This is a genomic window from Pseudarthrobacter sp. 1G09, from assembly GCF_050038305.1.
Lineage (GTDB): Bacteria > Actinomycetota > Actinomycetes > Actinomycetales > Micrococcaceae > Arthrobacter > Arthrobacter equi.
This window is the reverse complement of the sequence record NZ_CP188306.1, coordinates 181,988-198,608: the sequence shown is the minus strand read 5'-3', so window position 1 is coordinate 198,608 and position 16,621 is coordinate 181,988. Positions and strand designations below refer to the sequence as shown.

General features: G+C 67.0%; 13 protein-coding genes. 12 read left to right on the top strand and 1 reads right to left on the bottom strand.

What is annotated here, in order from left to right:
- Positions 1–11: 11 nt before the first annotated feature.
- The gene (locus tag ACP3TD_RS00930) at positions 12–1,520 is read left to right on the top strand and encodes a CCA tRNA nucleotidyltransferase (RefSeq protein ID WP_426764901.1); all 1,509 of its coding nucleotides are present in this window, start codon (positions 12–14) and stop codon (positions 1,518–1,520) included.
- On the top strand, positions 1,517–2,101 hold the full coding sequence (locus ACP3TD_RS00925; protein WP_045731238.1) for a histidine phosphatase family protein: 585 nt from the start codon (positions 1,517–1,519) through the stop codon (positions 2,099–2,101). The genes ACP3TD_RS00930 and ACP3TD_RS00925 overlap by 4 nt, the downstream gene beginning before the upstream one ends.
- 469 nt (positions 2,102–2,570) lie before the next feature.
- Here ACP3TD_RS00925 and ACP3TD_RS00920 read toward each other — a convergent pair whose 3' ends face one another.
- Positions 2,571–2,789: a hypothetical protein gene (locus tag ACP3TD_RS00920; protein ID WP_426764899.1), complete on the bottom strand. Its 219-nt coding sequence runs from the start codon at positions 2,787–2,789 to the stop codon at positions 2,571–2,573.
- Between the two features lie 101 nt (positions 2,790–2,890).
- Between ACP3TD_RS00920 and ACP3TD_RS00915 the strand changes: the two genes are divergently transcribed.
- The 10 genes from ACP3TD_RS00915 to ACP3TD_RS00870 all read left to right on the top strand — a co-directional run bounded on the left by ACP3TD_RS00915 (position 2,891) and on the right by ACP3TD_RS00870 (position 16,589).
- Positions 2,891–4,351: a glycosyltransferase family 87 protein gene (locus ACP3TD_RS00915; RefSeq protein WP_426764898.1), complete on the top strand. Its 1,461-nt coding sequence runs from the start codon at positions 2,891–2,893 to the stop codon at positions 4,349–4,351.
- Positions 4,344–5,792 carry a phytoene desaturase family protein gene (locus tag ACP3TD_RS00910; protein WP_426764897.1) on the top strand — a complete coding sequence of 483 codons (1,449 nt, stop codon included), beginning with the start codon at positions 4,344–4,346 and terminating at the stop codon, positions 5,790–5,792. Before ACP3TD_RS00915 ends, ACP3TD_RS00910 begins: the two co-directional genes overlap by 8 nt.
- 81 nt (positions 5,793–5,873) lie before the next feature.
- Positions 5,874–7,862, top strand: a complete 1,989-nt coding sequence (locus tag ACP3TD_RS00905; RefSeq protein WP_426764895.1) for a penicillin-binding transpeptidase domain-containing protein — start codon at positions 5,874–5,876, stop codon at positions 7,860–7,862.
- Between the two features lie 90 nt (positions 7,863–7,952).
- Positions 7,953–9,635, top strand: coding sequence for an ABC-F family ATP-binding cassette domain-containing protein (locus ACP3TD_RS00900; RefSeq protein ID WP_426764894.1), 1,683 nt, complete (start codon positions 7,953–7,955; stop codon positions 9,633–9,635).
- Between the two features lie 90 nt (positions 9,636–9,725).
- The gene (locus ACP3TD_RS00895) at positions 9,726–10,919 is read left to right on the top strand and encodes an MFS transporter (protein ID WP_426764893.1); all 1,194 of its coding nucleotides are present in this window, start codon (positions 9,726–9,728) and stop codon (positions 10,917–10,919) included.
- A 36-nt stretch (positions 10,920–10,955) separates the two neighbouring features.
- Complete coding sequence (locus tag ACP3TD_RS00890; RefSeq protein WP_426764892.1) at positions 10,956–12,452, top strand: bifunctional phosphatase PAP2/diacylglycerol kinase family protein; 1,497 nt, start codon at positions 10,956–10,958, stop codon at positions 12,450–12,452.
- 193 nt (positions 12,453–12,645) lie between these two features.
- Positions 12,646–13,611, top strand: coding sequence for an ABC transporter ATP-binding protein (locus ACP3TD_RS00885; protein WP_426764891.1), 966 nt, complete (start codon positions 12,646–12,648; stop codon positions 13,609–13,611).
- A gap of 5 nt (positions 13,612–13,616) precedes the next feature.
- Complete coding sequence (locus ACP3TD_RS00880) at positions 13,617–14,513, top strand: ABC transporter permease (RefSeq protein ID WP_091716907.1); 897 nt, start codon at positions 13,617–13,619, stop codon at positions 14,511–14,513.
- Positions 14,514–14,526: 13 nt separating this feature from the next.
- Positions 14,527–15,900: a sensor histidine kinase gene (locus ACP3TD_RS00875; protein WP_426764890.1), complete on the top strand. Its 1,374-nt coding sequence runs from the start codon at positions 14,527–14,529 to the stop codon at positions 15,898–15,900.
- A complete protein-coding gene (locus ACP3TD_RS00870) occupies positions 15,897–16,589 on the top strand; it encodes a response regulator (RefSeq protein WP_426764889.1) in 693 nt (230 codons plus the stop codon). The genes ACP3TD_RS00875 and ACP3TD_RS00870 overlap by 4 nt, the downstream gene beginning before the upstream one ends.
- Positions 16,590–16,621 lie beyond the last annotated feature (32 nt).

Below are 16,621 nucleotides of genomic sequence, written 5' to 3'. Positions count from 1 at the left end.
CTTAAGTAACTATGGCGCACGCACATCACAAGACTGATTCCCACACCGTCGATTTCCAGGTGGACCCGGTGGTCCTGGAGCTTGGCCAGCGCTTCGTAGACGCCGGCCACGAACTCTCGCTGGTGGGCGGTCCCGTGCGTGACCTCTTCCTGGGCCGGACCTCGCCGGACCTGGACTTCACCACCGACGCCACCCCGGACCAGACGGTTGCCCTTATTAAGAAGTGGGCGGACAATTTCTGGGAAATCGGCCGTGCCTTTGGAACCATCGGCATGCGCAAAGCCGGATTCCAAATCGAGATCACCACCTACCGGGCCGAAGCCTACGATCCGGACTCCCGGAAGCCCGTGGTGGCCTTTGGCTCATCGCTGACTGACGACCTGCTGCGCCGCGACTTCACCATCAACGCCATGGCACTCAAGCTGCCCACCATGGAACTGGTGGACCCCTTCGGCGGGGTCCGCGACCTCCATGCCTCGGTGCTGGCGACGCCGGGTTCGCCGGAGGCGTCCTTCTCCGACGATCCGCTGCGGATGATGCGGGCCGCCCGGTTCGCATCCCAGCTGGGTGTGTCCGTCCACGACGACGTCCGCAAGGCCATGACCGGGATGGCTGAACGAATCACCATCATCTCGGCCGAACGGATCCGCGATGAATTGGTCAAACTCATCTGCGGCGCCCGCCCCCGAGTGGGTGTGGACCTGCTGGTGGACACGGGCCTGGCCGAGTTTGTGCTGCCCGAGGTGTCCGCGCTCCGGCTCGAGTCCGACGAGCATCACCGGCACAAGGACGTGTACCAGCATTCGCTGCAGGTCCTGGAGCAGGCAGCGGCTCTGGAGACGGATGCGGAGGGACCCGTCCCCGGCCCCGACTTCGTCCTTCGGTTCGCGGCACTGATGCACGACGTCGGCAAGCCGGCTACGCGCCGGTTCGAACAGGGCGGCGCGGTGAGCTTCCGGCACCATGACATGGTGGGTGCCAAACTCACCACGAAGCGGATGAAGACCCTGCGCTTCGACAATGACACCATCAAGTCCGTGGCGCGCCTGGTGGAGCTGCACATGCGCTTCTACGGCTACGGGGACGCCGGGTGGAGCGATTCCGCCGTCCGCCGCTATGTCACTGATGCCGGGCCCCAGCTGGAGCGGCTGCACCGCCTCACCCGCTCCGACGTCACCACCCGAAACCAGCGCAAGGCCGACAGGTTGTCCTTCGCCTACGACGATCTTGAGGAACGGATCGCTGCCCTGCGTGAACAGGAGTCCCTGGAGGCGGTCCGTCCGGACCTGGACGGGGCGCAGATCATGTCCCTGCTGGGCCTCAAGCCCGGACCGGTGGTGGGAAGGGCCTACAAGTTCCTCCTCAATGAGCGGATGGAGCATGGCCCCCTGGCTGCCGACGACGCGGAGGCCAGGCTCCTCCGCTGGTGGGCCGAACAGCCTGAAGCAGCACCTGCCGAACCGGCGGACGGAGAGTCCCCCGCCGGCGTCGAACCTTCCCATGTTGAGGAGTCCAAGTGACCAATCCCGCCCTCGCCCCGCGCCCCCAGCTCTGGATCCTCCGCCACGGGGAAACGGAGTGGTCCAAGAGCGGCCAGTACACCGGGCTCACGGACCTGCCGCTCACCGTTGAAGGTGAACAGCAGGCCGTTGAAGCCCGCAAAGTATTGGACGGCGTCGATTTCGACCTGGTCCTCACGTCCCCGTTGCGCCGTGCCCGACGGACGGCTGAGCTGGCAGGCTTCCCCGACGCCCAGCACGAACCCCTCGCCGTGGAATGGAATTACGGCGACTACGAGGGCATCAGCTCCGACCTCATCCGCAAGGACAACCCGGACTACCTGATCTGGACCAACGGCGTGCCCAATGGCGAGAGCCTGGACGAGGTGGCGGCGAGGGCTGACAAGATCATCGGCCGCGTCCTCGAATCGGGGATGGACAATGTGCTGGTGGTGGCCCACGGGCATTTTTCCCGCATCCTGACCGCACGCTGGCTGGAACTGCCTCCCGTTGAGGGCCGGCATTTCGTCCTCGGTACAGCCAAGGTGTGCACCCTCGGGTGGGATAAGAAAACTCCTGCAATTGTCCGCTGGGGACTCTGAATACCCGATTCCTAAACAATTTCTCTTTTTAGCGCACAAAGGATGGTCGCCGCGTAATTCGTGGTGTACCTTTATTCCTAGCCCCAGGACTTTTCTGCCGGGGCATTGCCCGTGCTGCAGCATCCACACGATGCCGCGAATGAAAGAAGAGGAGGTTGGGAGAATGATGACTTTGACTGGCGAATGGAATGTGGCCGTCAATGCTGCCCCGGCCTCCGCGCACGAGGTGCACTTTCCGCAGGGCCGCGCCGGCCACTAGCCCGTGATCCCGCTGCACAGGCGGCGGGATTTCTGATACCGGACCTGCCGGACGCTTGAGTGCAATGTCGTAGTGCCGCCCTGTGTATGCCGCCTTTGTCGGCCTGCAGGGTTTGCCTTGGCCTCCCATGCACCGGTGCCCGTACTTCCCGTACCCGCATGTGGCAGCCGCCTCCCTGCTGACGGTATTCCCGCTTATTCAGGCACGCATTTAATTGCTGCGTCTTTCACCGAATTTCAGTGTGCCATTTTTCGGTGATTCTTTATGCCCAAATTCCTTTTTGGTGGCGGCTTTAATTGCCGTGCCAAAAAACTTTTGTGCCTTCCAAAGGAGGTGAGTACCTTGATCCGAATAATCCGCAAGCTCCTGACCCGAGTCCGCAGGCGGCCAGCCCAGGCCGGGTTCAACAGCCGGCTGCTGGAACAGCACCGCGACGACGCCTTCGCAGTGATGCACCAGCTAATGGGAGGCCTGCGCTGACACCCGCCCCCGGGGCTTCCTGCCCGGGGGCGGGCTGTAAGCTCGGGAACATGCAGGACACCGAGCCCCGGGGGCACCGTGGACGGTACAGGCTGGTTGTTCCCAGCCGCAGCGACGTGCTGCTCCGGAACTTCACCGAGCTGGTGGGCGGACCACTGGGGCGCAGATCGGAACCGGGGGTGGTGTCCCCCGGGCCGTTCACCGTGGACCGTGTGCTGATCCTGTTGACCCTCGCTGCGGCCCTTCTCGGGGTCCTTGTCAAGGGGTACTGCCGGGCGTACGGATGGGAATCCCCCACACAGTTTTATGCCACCTGCTATTCCGACCTTCCCGAGCTGTTCCGCAACCGGGGCCTTGCCGACGGATCCTTCCCCATCGTCAGCAGCCCCTTCGAGTACCCCGTGGTGGTGGGCCTTGTTGCCGGGGTGACGGCACTGCTGGTCCCGGGCCAAGGTATTTCCGATGCGCGGGTGCTGGCTTTCTTCGATATCAACGCCGTCCTGCTCGCCGTGGCGGCAATGATTGCCGTTCTTGCTACAGCCCGGATTTCTGCGCGCCGTCCATGGGATGCGGCCATGGTGGCCGTGGCGCCCGGCCTGGTCCTGGCGGGCACCATCAACTGGGACCTCTGGGCTGTTTGCCTGCTGGCCGTGGGCATGTACTTTTTTGCCGCCCAGCGTCCCGTCGCCGCCGGAATACTGACCGGACTGGCGGTGGCAGCCAACGCCTATGCCCTCCTGTTCCCTGCTGCCGTCCTCCTGTTGGCGCTGCGGACCGGAAAATTCCGGCCGCTGCTTGCCACAGCATCCGCCGCGGCGGTCAGCTGGGCAGCGGTCAATCTTCCGTTCGCGGCCGCAAATCCCGGTGGCTGGGCCTATTACTTTCAGTTCAACGCCAGCCGGGACGCTGGATATGGTTCGCCGTGGTTCGCATACAACCTTGTGGCGGCCAAGCTGCAACGGCCAGTCCTCAGCGCGGAGGCAATCGACCTGCTTTCCGCCGGGTTCTTCGGCCTGGCGTGCGTCCTGATCGCCGTTGTTGCCCTGTCTGCTCCGCACCGGCCGCGCCTGGCGCAGCTGGTGTTCCTGCTGGTGGCCGCCTTCGTCCTGACGGGGAAGGCCTATTCACCCCAGTTCGTGCTGTGGCTCATTCCGCTGCTTGTGCTGGCCCGTCCGAAGTGGCGGGACTTCCTGGTGTGGCAGGGCATCGAGGGCCTGCACTGGGCCGCGGTGTGGATGTACCTCGGCCAGGTGACCAGTGCGGGTTCCCCTCAGCACAACCTGGACATGCCCTACTACGTACTGGCGGTGGCAGCGCACATGCTCGCGGTGGCCTACCTCATGGCCCGCGTCGCCTGGGACATCTACGACCCCCACTACGACCCCATCCGCCGGCACAACCTTGATGATCCCCACGGCGGCCCCTTCAGCAACGCACCCGACCGGCTCCGCCTGGACTTCCGCCGGACGTCCGGGTCATTGCTGCACTGGAAGGAATCCACCCATGCCTGATGTCAACGTGGTCGGCGCCGGACCCAACGGACTTGCAGCTGCGGCCATCATGGCGCGCGCCGGCCTGTCCGTGGAAGTATTCGAGGCGGCCGGGTCAATCGGCGGCGGTACCCGCACCACCGAACTCATGCAGCCGGGCCACTTCCACGACGTCTGTTCGGCGGTCCACCCGATGGCACTGGCCTCCCCCTTCTTCCGTGCCTTCGAGCTCGCACGCCGGGTGGACCTGGTCACGCCCGAACTCTCCTTCGCTTCGCCGCTGGACGGCGGCCGGGCCGCCCTGGCATACCGCTCACTGGACAGGACGGCGTTCGAGCTGGGGAAGGACGGCGCTGCGTACCGGCACCTCATGGCGCCGCTGGTTTCCCGGACCGCGGACATCATGGATTTCACCCAGGACCAGCTCCTGCGGATCCCCAGGAACCCGGTGGCCGCCGGGATATTCGGAGCGCGGACCGCAGAGCAGGGATCCTTCCTGTGGAACCTCAGGTTCCGGGAAGACAAGGCCCCGGCGCTCCTGAGCGGAGTGGCCGCCCATGCCATCTCCCACCAGCCCTCCTTGGCCGCGTCCGGCGCAGGCCTGATGCTCGGAGCCCTGGGCCACGCGGGCGGCTGGCCCATTCCCGTGGGCGGTTCCGCAGCCATCGCTGCGGCCCTGGCACAGGACATCCGGGACCGCGGCGGACTCATCCACACGGACACCCCGGTGGACCGGCTCACCGACCTTCCCCCAGCGCGGGCATCCCTGCTCAACGTTTCCCCACGCGGGTTCGCCGGTATGGCCGGCAACGCACTGCCGCCACGCTACCGGTCATCGCTGGAGTCCTTCCGGTACGGAAACGGCTCCTGCAAGGTGGACTTCATCCTGTCCGGTCCGGTCCCCTGGGAGGCCGCCGGGCTGGCTGACGCGGGAACCGTGCACGTGGGCGGGACACGCGAGGAACTGGCGCGCTCGGAAAACGAGGTAACCGCGGGCAAGCATCCGGACCGCCCGTATGTCCTGGTGGCACAGCCCTCACGCTTTGACGCCACCCGCGCCCCCGCAGGACGGCACACGCTGTGGACGTACTGCCACGTCCCTGCCGGATCCACTAAGGACATGACCGAGGCCGTGACAGCCCAGCTGGAACGGTTCGCTCCCGGATTCCGGGACTTGATCGTGGAATCCAACACCGTCACCGCGGCGGAGCTTGCCCGTTACAACCGGAACTACATTGGCGGGGATTTCAGCGTGGGGACCATGGACCTCAGGGGCCTCATCCAGCGGCCCGTGGTGTCTCCCGTGCCGTGGCGGACCCCGTTGCCCGGGGTGTACCTCTGCTCCTCGGCTACGCCTCCCGGTCCCGGAGTTACCGGGATGCCCGGGATGCACGCCGCCACGTATGCCCTCAAGGACATGTTCGGCCTGGGGCTGCCGGCGCTCGGCCTGGGCGGTTCATAGACCCGCGGGGCCTGCCGTCCGGCCTGTCCGGCGTCGCCGTGGCGTGGGAAAAGCGCATCCAACTCGGTGGATAATGGCGCCATGGGGAAATCAACAAAACTTTCGCTTGCCGTAGCTGCGCTCATTCTCGGAACGTCACTGGTGGCGTGCGACGACGGACGGGGCGGCGCTGAAGCCGCAGCCCGGCAGCTGGCATCAGCCGTTTCCGGACTCGATGTTGGCGGCGTTGCCTTTGACGGCAAAGACGCTGCGGCAGCAAACGAGCAGCTGAAGAACGTTTTCGCCTCCCTGGACCCGGCCAAGCCCACCGTTGAGGCGGGGGACATCACCCTGGACGGCGAGAACGCCTCCGTGCCCTTGACCTACAGCTGGAAGATCGCCGACAGCGACTGGAAGTACACCACGTCCGCTGCCTTCCGGAAGTCCGGGGACAAGTGGCTGACGGTCTGGAATCCGGCCAGCCTGGTGCCGGACCTTAACGACTCGGAGATCCTCACTAAAGGCACCCGGTCGCCCCAGCGTGCCGACATCCTGGGAGCAGGAGACGCCCCGCTGGTCACCTACAGGCCGGTGGTGAACGTGGGGATCGACAAGCCGCAACTGGGCGCCGCGGATCCGGCAGACTCCGCCGCCAAATTGGCGGCCCTCGTGGGAGTGGACCCGGCCGGCTACACGCAGCAGGTCAAGGCCTCGGGCGCAGAAGCGTTCGTTCCCGCCATCACCCTGCGCGAAGAAGGCCGCACCGTCACCAACGAACAGATTGCTGCCATCCCCGGTGCCCGTGCCATTCCGGACTCGGTGCCGCTCGCGCCCACCAGGACCTTCGCCCGGGCCGTGCTCGGGTCCGTCGGCCAGGCAACCGCCGAGCAGATCGAAGCCTCGGGAGGCAAGCTGACCGCCGGAGATGCCACCGGCGTCGGCGGCCTGCAGCAGCAGTACGACGAGCAGCTCAGGGGCACTGACGCCGTCGTGATCCGTGCCCAGCGCGCGGACCTGACACGCGAACAGATCCAGTCCGCCGCCACGGACCCGCGCCGGGTCCTCTTCGAAATCGCGCCCCAGCCGGGCACTCCGCTCAAGACCACTCTGGATCCGCGCCTGCAGACCCTTGCCGAGACCACCCTCCAGGACGTGAAGCCAGCCTCGGCGATCGTGGCACTCCGTCCATCCAGCGGCGCCGTCCTCGCCGCCGCCTCCGGTCCCGGCAGCAACGGCTACAACACGGCCATGCTGGGACAGTACGCGCCCGGTTCGACGTTCAAGATGGTTGATTCGCTGGCCATGTTCCGCAACGGGCTGACGCCGGATTCGAAGGTGCAGTGCACCCCCACGCTGAATGTTGACGGGCGCACGTTCAAGAATGCCGAAGGCTACCCGGAAGGCTCGCTAGGCTCGGTGACCCTCCGGGATGCCTTCGCGCATTCCTGCAACACGGCCTTCATCGCCGCCCGGGATTCCGTGTCCCAGGGCCAGCTGGAAGCAGCGGCGATGGCCATGGGCCTGGCCGTCGAGGCGCCGTCCCTCGGAGCCGACGCCTTCCTGGGATCCGTCCCCGCGGACGCCGCAGGAACGGAGCACGCCGCTTCCATGATCGGCCAGGGCAAGGTGCTGCTCTCCCCGCTGGCCGCAGCGATGATGGCCGGCGCGGTGGCCAAGGGTGCGCCGGTTTCGCCCCAGCTTGTCCTTAACCCCGACGGCGGTGCTGCCGCCGCCGGGACAGCCAGCGGATCCTCTGCACCGTCGGCCCAGCCCTCCGCGACAGCGAGTGCCGAAGCCCCGTCAACGGCGTCGGACAAACCGATCACCGCCGCCGAGGCAGCCTCCCTGGCTGACATGATGCGCGCCGTGGTGACATCCGGCCACGCCGGATTCCTGTCCAGCGTTCCCGGCCAGCCGGTGGGAGCCAAAACCGGAACCGCGGAATTCGGCAACGAAAACCCGCCCAAGACCCACGCCTGGATCGTGGCCGTCCACGGCGACCTCGCCGTGGCAGTCTTCGTGGAGGACGGCGGCCTCGGCGCCACCACCTCGGGCCCGCTGCTGAAGGCATTCCTCAGCGCTGCCGGCTAGGGCGTTTGCCCTGATATCCGCAGCTGCGGGCCGTCAGGCCCGCAGATCCGGGCAGAAACACCGGGACCGGGGCGTGGGAAGATGGAGCCCGTGGCTCATATTGACGTTTCCGGCATCGACTACTTCCTCTCCGACGGCACCCAGCTGCTGAACGGGGTGACCTTCAAGGTTCCGGACGGCACCAAGACAGCACTGATCGGACCGAACGGCACGGGAAAAACCACACTGTTCCGGATCATCGCCGGCGACCTGGTCTCCGACGAGGGCGTGGTGGGTCGCTCCGGGACCATGGGCATCATGCGCCAGTTCGTGGGCCAGGTCCGCGATGATTCAACCGTCCGTGACCTGCTGGTCTCCGCAGCTCCCCCGGCCCTGGCCGCCGCCGCCCGTGAGGTGGACGAGGCGGAGCTGGCCATGATGGAGAACGACGACGAGCCCACCCAGATGCGCTATGCCCAGGCCATCGTGGACTGGGGCGACGCCGGCGGATACGACGTGGAGACCGTGTGGGACGAGGTGTGCATGGCCGCGCTGGGCCTGCCGTTCGACCGCGCGCAGCACCGCCCGGCGTCGAGCCTCTCCGGCGGCGAACAAAAGCGCCTGGTCCTGGAGGCCCTGTTTGCCGGACCGGATGACCTGCTGCTGCTCGACGAACCGGACAACTACCTTGACGTGCCCGGTAAGCGCTGGCTTGAAGACAAGCTCAATGAATCCCGGAAGACCGTCTTCTTCATCAGCCACGACCGGGAACTGCTGAACAACGCCGCCGGGCGCATCGTCACCCTGGAACCAGGCATCAGCGGCGCAGGCGCGTGGATCCACGGCGGCGGGTTCGGCTCCTATGTGGAAGCCCGGGCAGACCGCAACGCCCGCTTTGAGGAGCTGCGCAAGCGCTGGGACGAGGAGCACGCGAAGCTCAAGGAACTCGTCAACATGTACAAGAACAAGGCGGCCTTCCGCTCGGACATGGCCAACAGGTACCACGCAGCCCAGACCCGGCTGGCCAAGTTCCTTGAGGCAGGCCCGCCCGAGGCCCTCCCGGTCGAACAGAATGTGCAGATGAGGCTCAAGGGCGGCAGGACAGCCAAGCGCGCCATCGTGGCCGAGCGGCTGGAGCTGACCGGGCTGATGAAGCCCTTCTCCACTGAGGTGTGGTTCGGCGACCGCGTGGGAGTCCTGGGCTCCAACGGGTCCGGCAAGTCCCACTTCCTGCGGCTGCTCGCCACGGGAGGCACAGACCCGGAACGCGAGCACGTGCCGGTATCCGATGTGGAAATCGCGGAGGTCCCGCACGAAGGGACCGTGAAACTGGGCGCGCGCATCAGGCCCGGCTTCTTCGCCCAGACCCATGTCCGGCCAGACCTCCTGGGCAAGACACTGCTGGAGATCCTGCACCGGGGAGACGAGCACCGTTCCGGCCTCGGCCGTGAAGCGGCTGCCGGCGCCTTGGACGGGTACGGACTGGCCGGCCAGTCCGAGCAGAAATACGAATCGCTCTCCGGCGGACAGCAGGCACGGTTCCAGATCCTGCTCCTGCAGCTGTCCGGTGCCACGCTGCTCCTGCTCGATGAACCTACGGACAACCTGGACCTGCACTCGGCCGAGGCACTGGAACGGGCCATCGACCACTTTGAAGGCACCGTCCTTGCCGTAACGCACGACCGCTGGTTCGCACGGACCTTCGACCGCTTCCTGGTCTTCGGTTCCGACGGCAAGGTTTACGAATCCGCGGAGCCGGTGTGGGATGAAAAGCGCGTTGAACGTGCACGCTGAACCGCAGCCGGAGGCAACCGCAGGCAGGCATAACAGCGCACAGTCAGACCCGGGCCGAATCCGCAGCAATCCAGTGGAAGCAGTGAACGCATGAACACCAATACCGGCACGGCCCGCGAGGCCGGAGTGACGGCTGCCGCCGCGGCCACCTTCGTGGTTTTCGGCATCAACGGACTCGTCTTTGCCAGCTGGGCGGCGCGCATCCCGGCTGTAACGGAAATCCTGCAGATCACTTCAGGCCAGATGGGAACCCTGCTCCTGTGCACCGCGGTGGGGTCCTTGCTGGCCCTGCCCACGGCCGGCCTGGTGGTGGGCAGGATCGGAACGGCCAACACCGTCCGCTTCAGCGGGGCGCTGGCGGCGGCGGCCGGTGTGGGCATCGCCTTGTCCCTCTCCGCAGCATCAATTCCGGGAACTGCCATCTCCCTGTTCTTCTTCGGGATTGCCATCGGCCTCTGGGATGTCTCGCAGAACATTGAGGGCGCCGACGTTGAACACCGGCTCCGGCGCACCATCATGCCCCAGTTCCACGCGGCCTTCAGTGGCGGCGCCTTTGTAGGTGCGCTGGTGGGTGCCGGGTTGTCCAACCTTGGCGTGGGACTGCCGCTCCACCTGCTGGTCATCGCAGGCGTGGTGCTGTTGGCAACGCTGGTTGCGCCGCGCTACTTCCTCCCCCATGTGGCAGCCGCACTTCCCGAGGGCGAAACCAAGCCGGCCAAGGGACCCTCCGCCTGGCGGGACAGCAGGACGCTCCTCATTGGCGTGGTGGTGCTGGGTGCCACCCTCACCGAGGGCGCCGGCAACGACTGGATTGCCAAGGCCTCCGTGGATGGGCTGGGAACCGCTGATTCAACCGGCGCGCTGATGTTCGCGCTCTTTGTCCTGGCCATGACGGCGATGCGGTTCATGGGCGGCCGCGTCATCGACGCTTACGGCAGGGTTGCGGTGCTGCGTGCCAGCATGGCAGCGGCGGCTGCAGGCCTGGGCCTATTCGTCCTCGCAGACAACGTCTGGATAGCAGCAGTGGGCGCAGCCCTTTGGGGCATCGGTGCGGCGCTGGCCTTCCCCATGGGCATGTCCGCCGCAGCTGACGACCCCACCCGCGCGGCGGCGCGCGTCAGTGTTGTATCCACCCTGGGGTATATATCGTTCCTGGCGGGCCCGCCCCTGCTGGGATACCTCGGTGACGTGGTGGGCATCCACCAGGCACTGCTGGCCATCCTGGCCCCCATCCTCCTCGCACTGCTCCTGGCTGGAGCCGCGCGGCCGCTCAAGACCGACTAGGAGCCGCCTTTCCGCGGGCGGCGGTAGGGTGTGGGAATGCAGAGCACATGGCGGGGCAGCCACCGATGGATCAGCCGGATGGACAGGTACCTTGTCCGGCATGTTTCAAACATGCCAGGCGGCAGCCATGACGACTTTTTCCGCCGGCTCTCGGCTTCCGCCAACAATGGGAAGCTCTGGATAGCAATCGCCGCGGGCATGGCGGCGTTCCCCGGCAAGACCCGCAGGGCAGCAGTCCACGGCCTCCTGGCCCAGGCGGTCGCCTCCACCGTCACCAACGTCATCTTCAAAACCCTGCTGCCCCGGACGAGGCCGCTGCCGGAACATCTTCCCGTGTTCCGGTTTGTGCATCCGCAACCCACCAGCTCATCGATGCCCTCCGGCCACTCCGCCTCCGCCGTGGCCTTTGCTGTAGGCGTGGGCCTGGTGCGGCCCGCCATCGGCGCCGCCCTTGCCCCCGCTGCGGCGGGGGTGGCGTACTCCCGGGTCCATACCGGGGCCCACTGGCCTTCGGACGTCCTGTTCGGCTCGGCCTTGGGCGCAGGGGCCGCCCTGGTCACCCGCCACTGGTGGCCGGTGCGGCCACCCATCCCCAAGACGCAGCGCACCGCGGCCTCCGCCCCGGAACTGCCCGGCGGCGCGGGACTCAGCATTGTGGTGAACACGCTGGGCGGCTCATTCACCGATGAAACGGCCAATGCCCTGCGCGAAGTATTTCCGAAGGCGCATATTGTGACGGTCCGCCCCGAAGATGACCTGGTGGAGCAGATCAGCGCAACTGCCGACACTCCCGGAACCAAGGCCCTGGGAGTGTGGGGCGGAGACGGTACGGTCGGGGCAGCGGCGGCTGCCGCCATCGAGCGGACCCTCCCGTTGCTGGTACTCCCCGGCGGCACCCTCAACCACTTTGCCCGGGATGCCGGAATCGGGAATCTCCAGCAGGCGGTGACCGCGGCGTCCAACGGCGAGGCGGCTAAGGCGGACATCGGGTTTGTCACGGCCGAGCGCGGCCTTGCCGGATCGCCGGAAGTGTCCGAGCTGATCATGCTGAATACCTCCAGCATCGGCCTGTACCCCAACCTGGTACGGCGGCGCGAACAGCTGCAGCCGGCCCTCGGAAAGCCGCTGGCGGGAGTGGTGGCCATGTTCCGGACCTTCGCCGCCGGAACGCCCATCACGCTGACTGTGGACGGAACCCTGCACCGGGTGTGGATTGCATACGTGGGGCGCGGCCGCTATTACCCCAGGGACCATGCGCCGCTGCTCCGGCCCGTGCTGGACGACGGCGTGCTGGACTTCAGGATCTTCTCGGCGGATGAATCGTTCGCACGGTTGAGGCTTCTCTGGGCGGTGCTCACCGGTACTGTGGCCAGTTCCAGCATCACCCACCTCCGTGAAGCAACCGAGGTCACCATCCACGCCAACGGCGCACCGATGGCCCTGGCAGTGGACGGCGAAGCGCTGGCCGGGGTGCGCAAGGTGCATTACCGCGTCGTCCCCAGGGCGCTGGTCTACTACTCACCGCAGGCATAACGCCGGTTGCGGCGCACCCGCCTGTGGGCCCGGGACTGGATGCCCTGGTGCGGTCATCCGTCGGGACTACCCTGATTCGCCCCTGAATCATCCCTGAGACCGGCGAAAAGCCCTGCAGGCGTCGGTAGCGTAGGGGGTACCACCTCCCTAAACGCATTCCGCAGCCCAGCGCTGCCGATCAAAGGAACATTCCATGATTGAGGCAACAGACCTGGCCAAGGCCTACGGCGGAAAGACTGCTGTGGCCGGGGTCAGTTTCACAGTCCGGGCCGGACAGGTTACGGGCTTCCTGGGACCCAACGGCGCCGGGAAGTCCACCACCATGCGCATGATCATGGGACTGGACCGGCCGACGTCGGGCTCCGTCACGGTGAACGGACTGCCCTACGCCCAGCACAAGGCACCGCTGCACGAGGTGGGCGCCCTGCTCGACGCCAAGGCGGTACACACCAGCCGCAGCGCCTACAACCACCTGCTGGCCATGGCCGCGACGCACGGCATCCCGAAGTCACGGGTCCACGAGGTCATCGAGATGACCGGCCTGGAGGCTGTGGCCAAGAAGAAGGCCGGCGGCTTCTCGCTGGGCATGGGACAGCGGCTGGGCATCGCCGCCGCCCTGCTGGGTGATCCGCAGACACTGATCCTCGACGAGCCGGTCAACGGCCTGGACCCCGAAGGCGTGCTGTGGGTTCGCAACCTGGTCCGCTACCTCGCGAACCAGGGCAAGACGGTGTTCCTGTCCTCGCACCTGATGAGCGAAATGGCCCAGACCGCGGACCACCTGATCGTCATCGGCCGCGGCAGGATCATCGCCGACGCACCCGTGAGGGACATCATTGCCGGAACCCGCCAGGCCAAGACCCTGGTCCGCACCGACGACGCCCTGCAGCTGCAGTCGCTGCTCGCAGGCAACGGCGTGACGGTGGACCAGAGCGAGCCGGAAACCCTGACCGTCACCGGGCTGGATCCGCGGCAGATCGCCCGGGTGGCCCTGGACAACAGCGTGCTGGTCTACGAACTCACCCCCAAGGTGTCCTCGCTTGAAGACGCCTACTTCGACCTCACCAAGGACGAAGTGGAATACCACTCGCACCTGGCAGGCGGCCCGGCGGGCAGCCAGCCGCAGGCGGCCCCGGCTCCGGCGACGGCAGGAAAGTAAGGACCATGAGCACAACAATTAATAACGCCCCCGCGTCGCGTTCCGCGGCCGGTACCCGGCACAGCCTGAGCTTCGGCGGCGTGCTGCGCTCCGAATGGATCAAGCTGTTCTCCCTGCTGTCCACCCGCATCCTGCTGGTGCTGACGTTCGCAGCCATCATCGGCGTCGGCGTCCTGACCGCGTTCGTCCGCTACAACATCCTCGATTCCATGGCCGCCAACGCCAGGGCCCAGGGTTTGGAACCGTCCTCCGACATGCTGGAGCAGTCCATGCCGCCGGGTTCCGGCCTGGACCTGTACAACCTGCCCAACGCGGGGCTTCAGATCGGCATCCTGATCTTCGGTGCCCTGGCTGTTTTGTTCATGGCCTCCGAGTACGCCACCGGCATGATCCGCTCCACCATGAGCGCCGTTCCGGCCCGCACCCCGGCCTTCGCGGCCAAGGCCATCATCCTGGCGGTGGTGTCCTACGTCATCACCACGGTGGCCGGTGCCGTCACGTTCCTGCTGTCCGTCCCCATGTTCCAGGGCCTGGGGCTTGACCTGTCCTGGTCCACTGACGGCGTGATCTACAGCGTCTTCACCGGTGGCCTGTACGTGGCGGGCGTGGCCCTCATTGGCCTGTCCCTGGGCACCCTGCTGCGCAATTCGGCCGGCGCCATCACCGTGCTGGTGGGCATCTTCTTCGTCATCCCCATCGCCGCGGGCTTTGCCTCTCTCATCCCGGGCGACTTCTGGAAGTACGTGCCGCAGTACATTCCGAGCGAAGCGGGCGGCCGGTTCCTGGCCATCGGCGAAATCGACGCCTACATCGACCCCTGGCAGGGCGGCCTGCTCTTCCTGGGTTACGTCCTGCTGTTCCTGGTGCCGGCAATGATCGTGCTCAAGAATCGCGACGTCTGACCCTACGGACAGCATGAACGAAGCATCAACGGCAAAGGACGCGCTGGTCGCCGGCAACTGGCAGGCCGCCGCGTCCTTTGCCGAGCTTAACGAGAGGCGCCGGGGCAGGATCCGGCGCTACCTCTACGAACACCCGCGCGTCATGGACGCCGTGGTGGCGCTGAGCTACATCCTTCTGGTGGCTCCCACCGCCGTGGATGCCCTGGTCTCCGGCAAGTGGCTGGCCGCTGCGCTGCTGGGCGCTGTGGCCGGGGCGCTGTTCCTGCGGCGCTTCCACCCGGTGGGGCTGGTGGCCTTCGTGGCGGTCATGGAAGTCGCTGTGACGCTGCTGCACCCCTGGGGGTCCAACGTGTCCACGGGCCTGTGGTTCTCGCTGTATTCCGTGGCGGTGGTGCACACCCGGCGCTTCGCGCTCATCACCATGGCGGCAGCCACGGCACCGCTCGCTCTCCTCTACCTGCTGGCCGCCGTCGGGCCCATGGAAAACTCCTTCGTCCAGGACCAGGGCGCCAACCCGGCGGACTTCCACCTACTCACCAGCATCGCCACCGGTGCCACCATCGCACTGTCCAACGTCATCGCCACGGGGATCGGTCTCGGGGTAAAGCAGCGGCGGGAACATGAGCAGCAGGTTGCCGCGTGGGCAGCGCGGACCGCCCGGCTTGCCTCCGTCAACGAGCGCAACCGGATCGCCCGGGAAATGCACGACGTGGTGGCCCACTCGCTGACGGTGATGATCAGCCTCTCGGACGGCGCCGGCGTCGTGGTCCGGAAAAGCCCTGAGCGGGCCGGCGAGGTGCTGGGCGAACTGTCCCGGACGGGGCGGACAGCGCTGGCGGACATGCGCCGGGTGCTGGGCGTGCTGCGAGACGACGCCGGAACCGCCGCCCCGAGGACTCCGTTGGCGGCGGGGCAGAGCCTGGCGAAGCTGCTGGAGGGTTTCCGCACCGCCGGGCTGCCGCTGCACTATTCGCATACCGGCCCGGCGCTGCCCAACGATGCCGCGTTCCAACTCACCGTGTACCGGATCGTCCAGGAATCCCTCACCAACGTGCTCCGCTACGGGCGATCCCTGGGACGGGTGGACGTGGACGTCGCCCGGCAGGGCGCCACGGTGACCATTGACGTGCACGACGACGGCGCAGGCGGGAGTGCCCACCGCACCGATGACGGCGGTGCCCAGGCCGACGCATCGCCGGGATCAGGCCTGCCGTTCGGGACCGGACAAGGGCTCGCAGGCATGGCCGAGCGGGCCCGGATCTACTCGGGGACCGTGACCGCCGGGCCGGGCGGGCGCGGCTGGCGCGTCCACGCGGTCCTGACCTGCCCGGCCGATGACCGGCCCGAACCGATCACCGCACCCCCCGAACTGCAAGGCAAGGCATGACTGAACACGCACCGATCACCGTCCTGCTGGTGGATGACCAGCCCCTGCTGCGGATGGGATTCCGCCTTATCCTGGAGGGCGAGGACGACCTGCACATCGTGGGCGAGGCCTCCAACGGCGCCGAAGCCGTCAAGCTCGTCCGGGACCTCACCCCGGACGTGGTGCTCATGGACGTCCGGATGCCGGTGCTGGACGGCATCGAAGCCACCCGCGCCATCACGGCCGAAGGGTCCCCGGCCCGCATCATCATCCTCACTACCTTCGACGTGGACGAGTACGCCTTCGCCGGGCTGCAGGCTGGGGCGTCCGCGTTCCTGCTCAAGGACGTGGCGCCGTCGGAACTTATCCAGGCCGTGCACGTGGTGGCCAGCGGGGACGCGGTGGTGGCGCCGAGGATCACCCAGCGCCTGCTGGAAACGTACGTCCGCGGTGCGGCAGCCCCGGCCCCCGCCGCGCAGGCTCCCGACCCCCTGCTGGGGGACCTGACGCCGCGGGAAACCGAGATGCTCGAGGCGATGGCGGAGGGGCTGTCCAATGCCGAGATCGCGCACCGGTACTTCCTGTCCGAGGCCACGGTGAAAACGCATGTCCGCCGGATCCTGACCAAGCTGCACCTCCGGGACCGGGTGCAGGCGGTGGTGTACGCGTACGAAACCGGCCTGGTGGTGCCCAGCAACCCGGACTACTGACAGCCGGCCCAGCGGAGTGTCACCATCTAGAC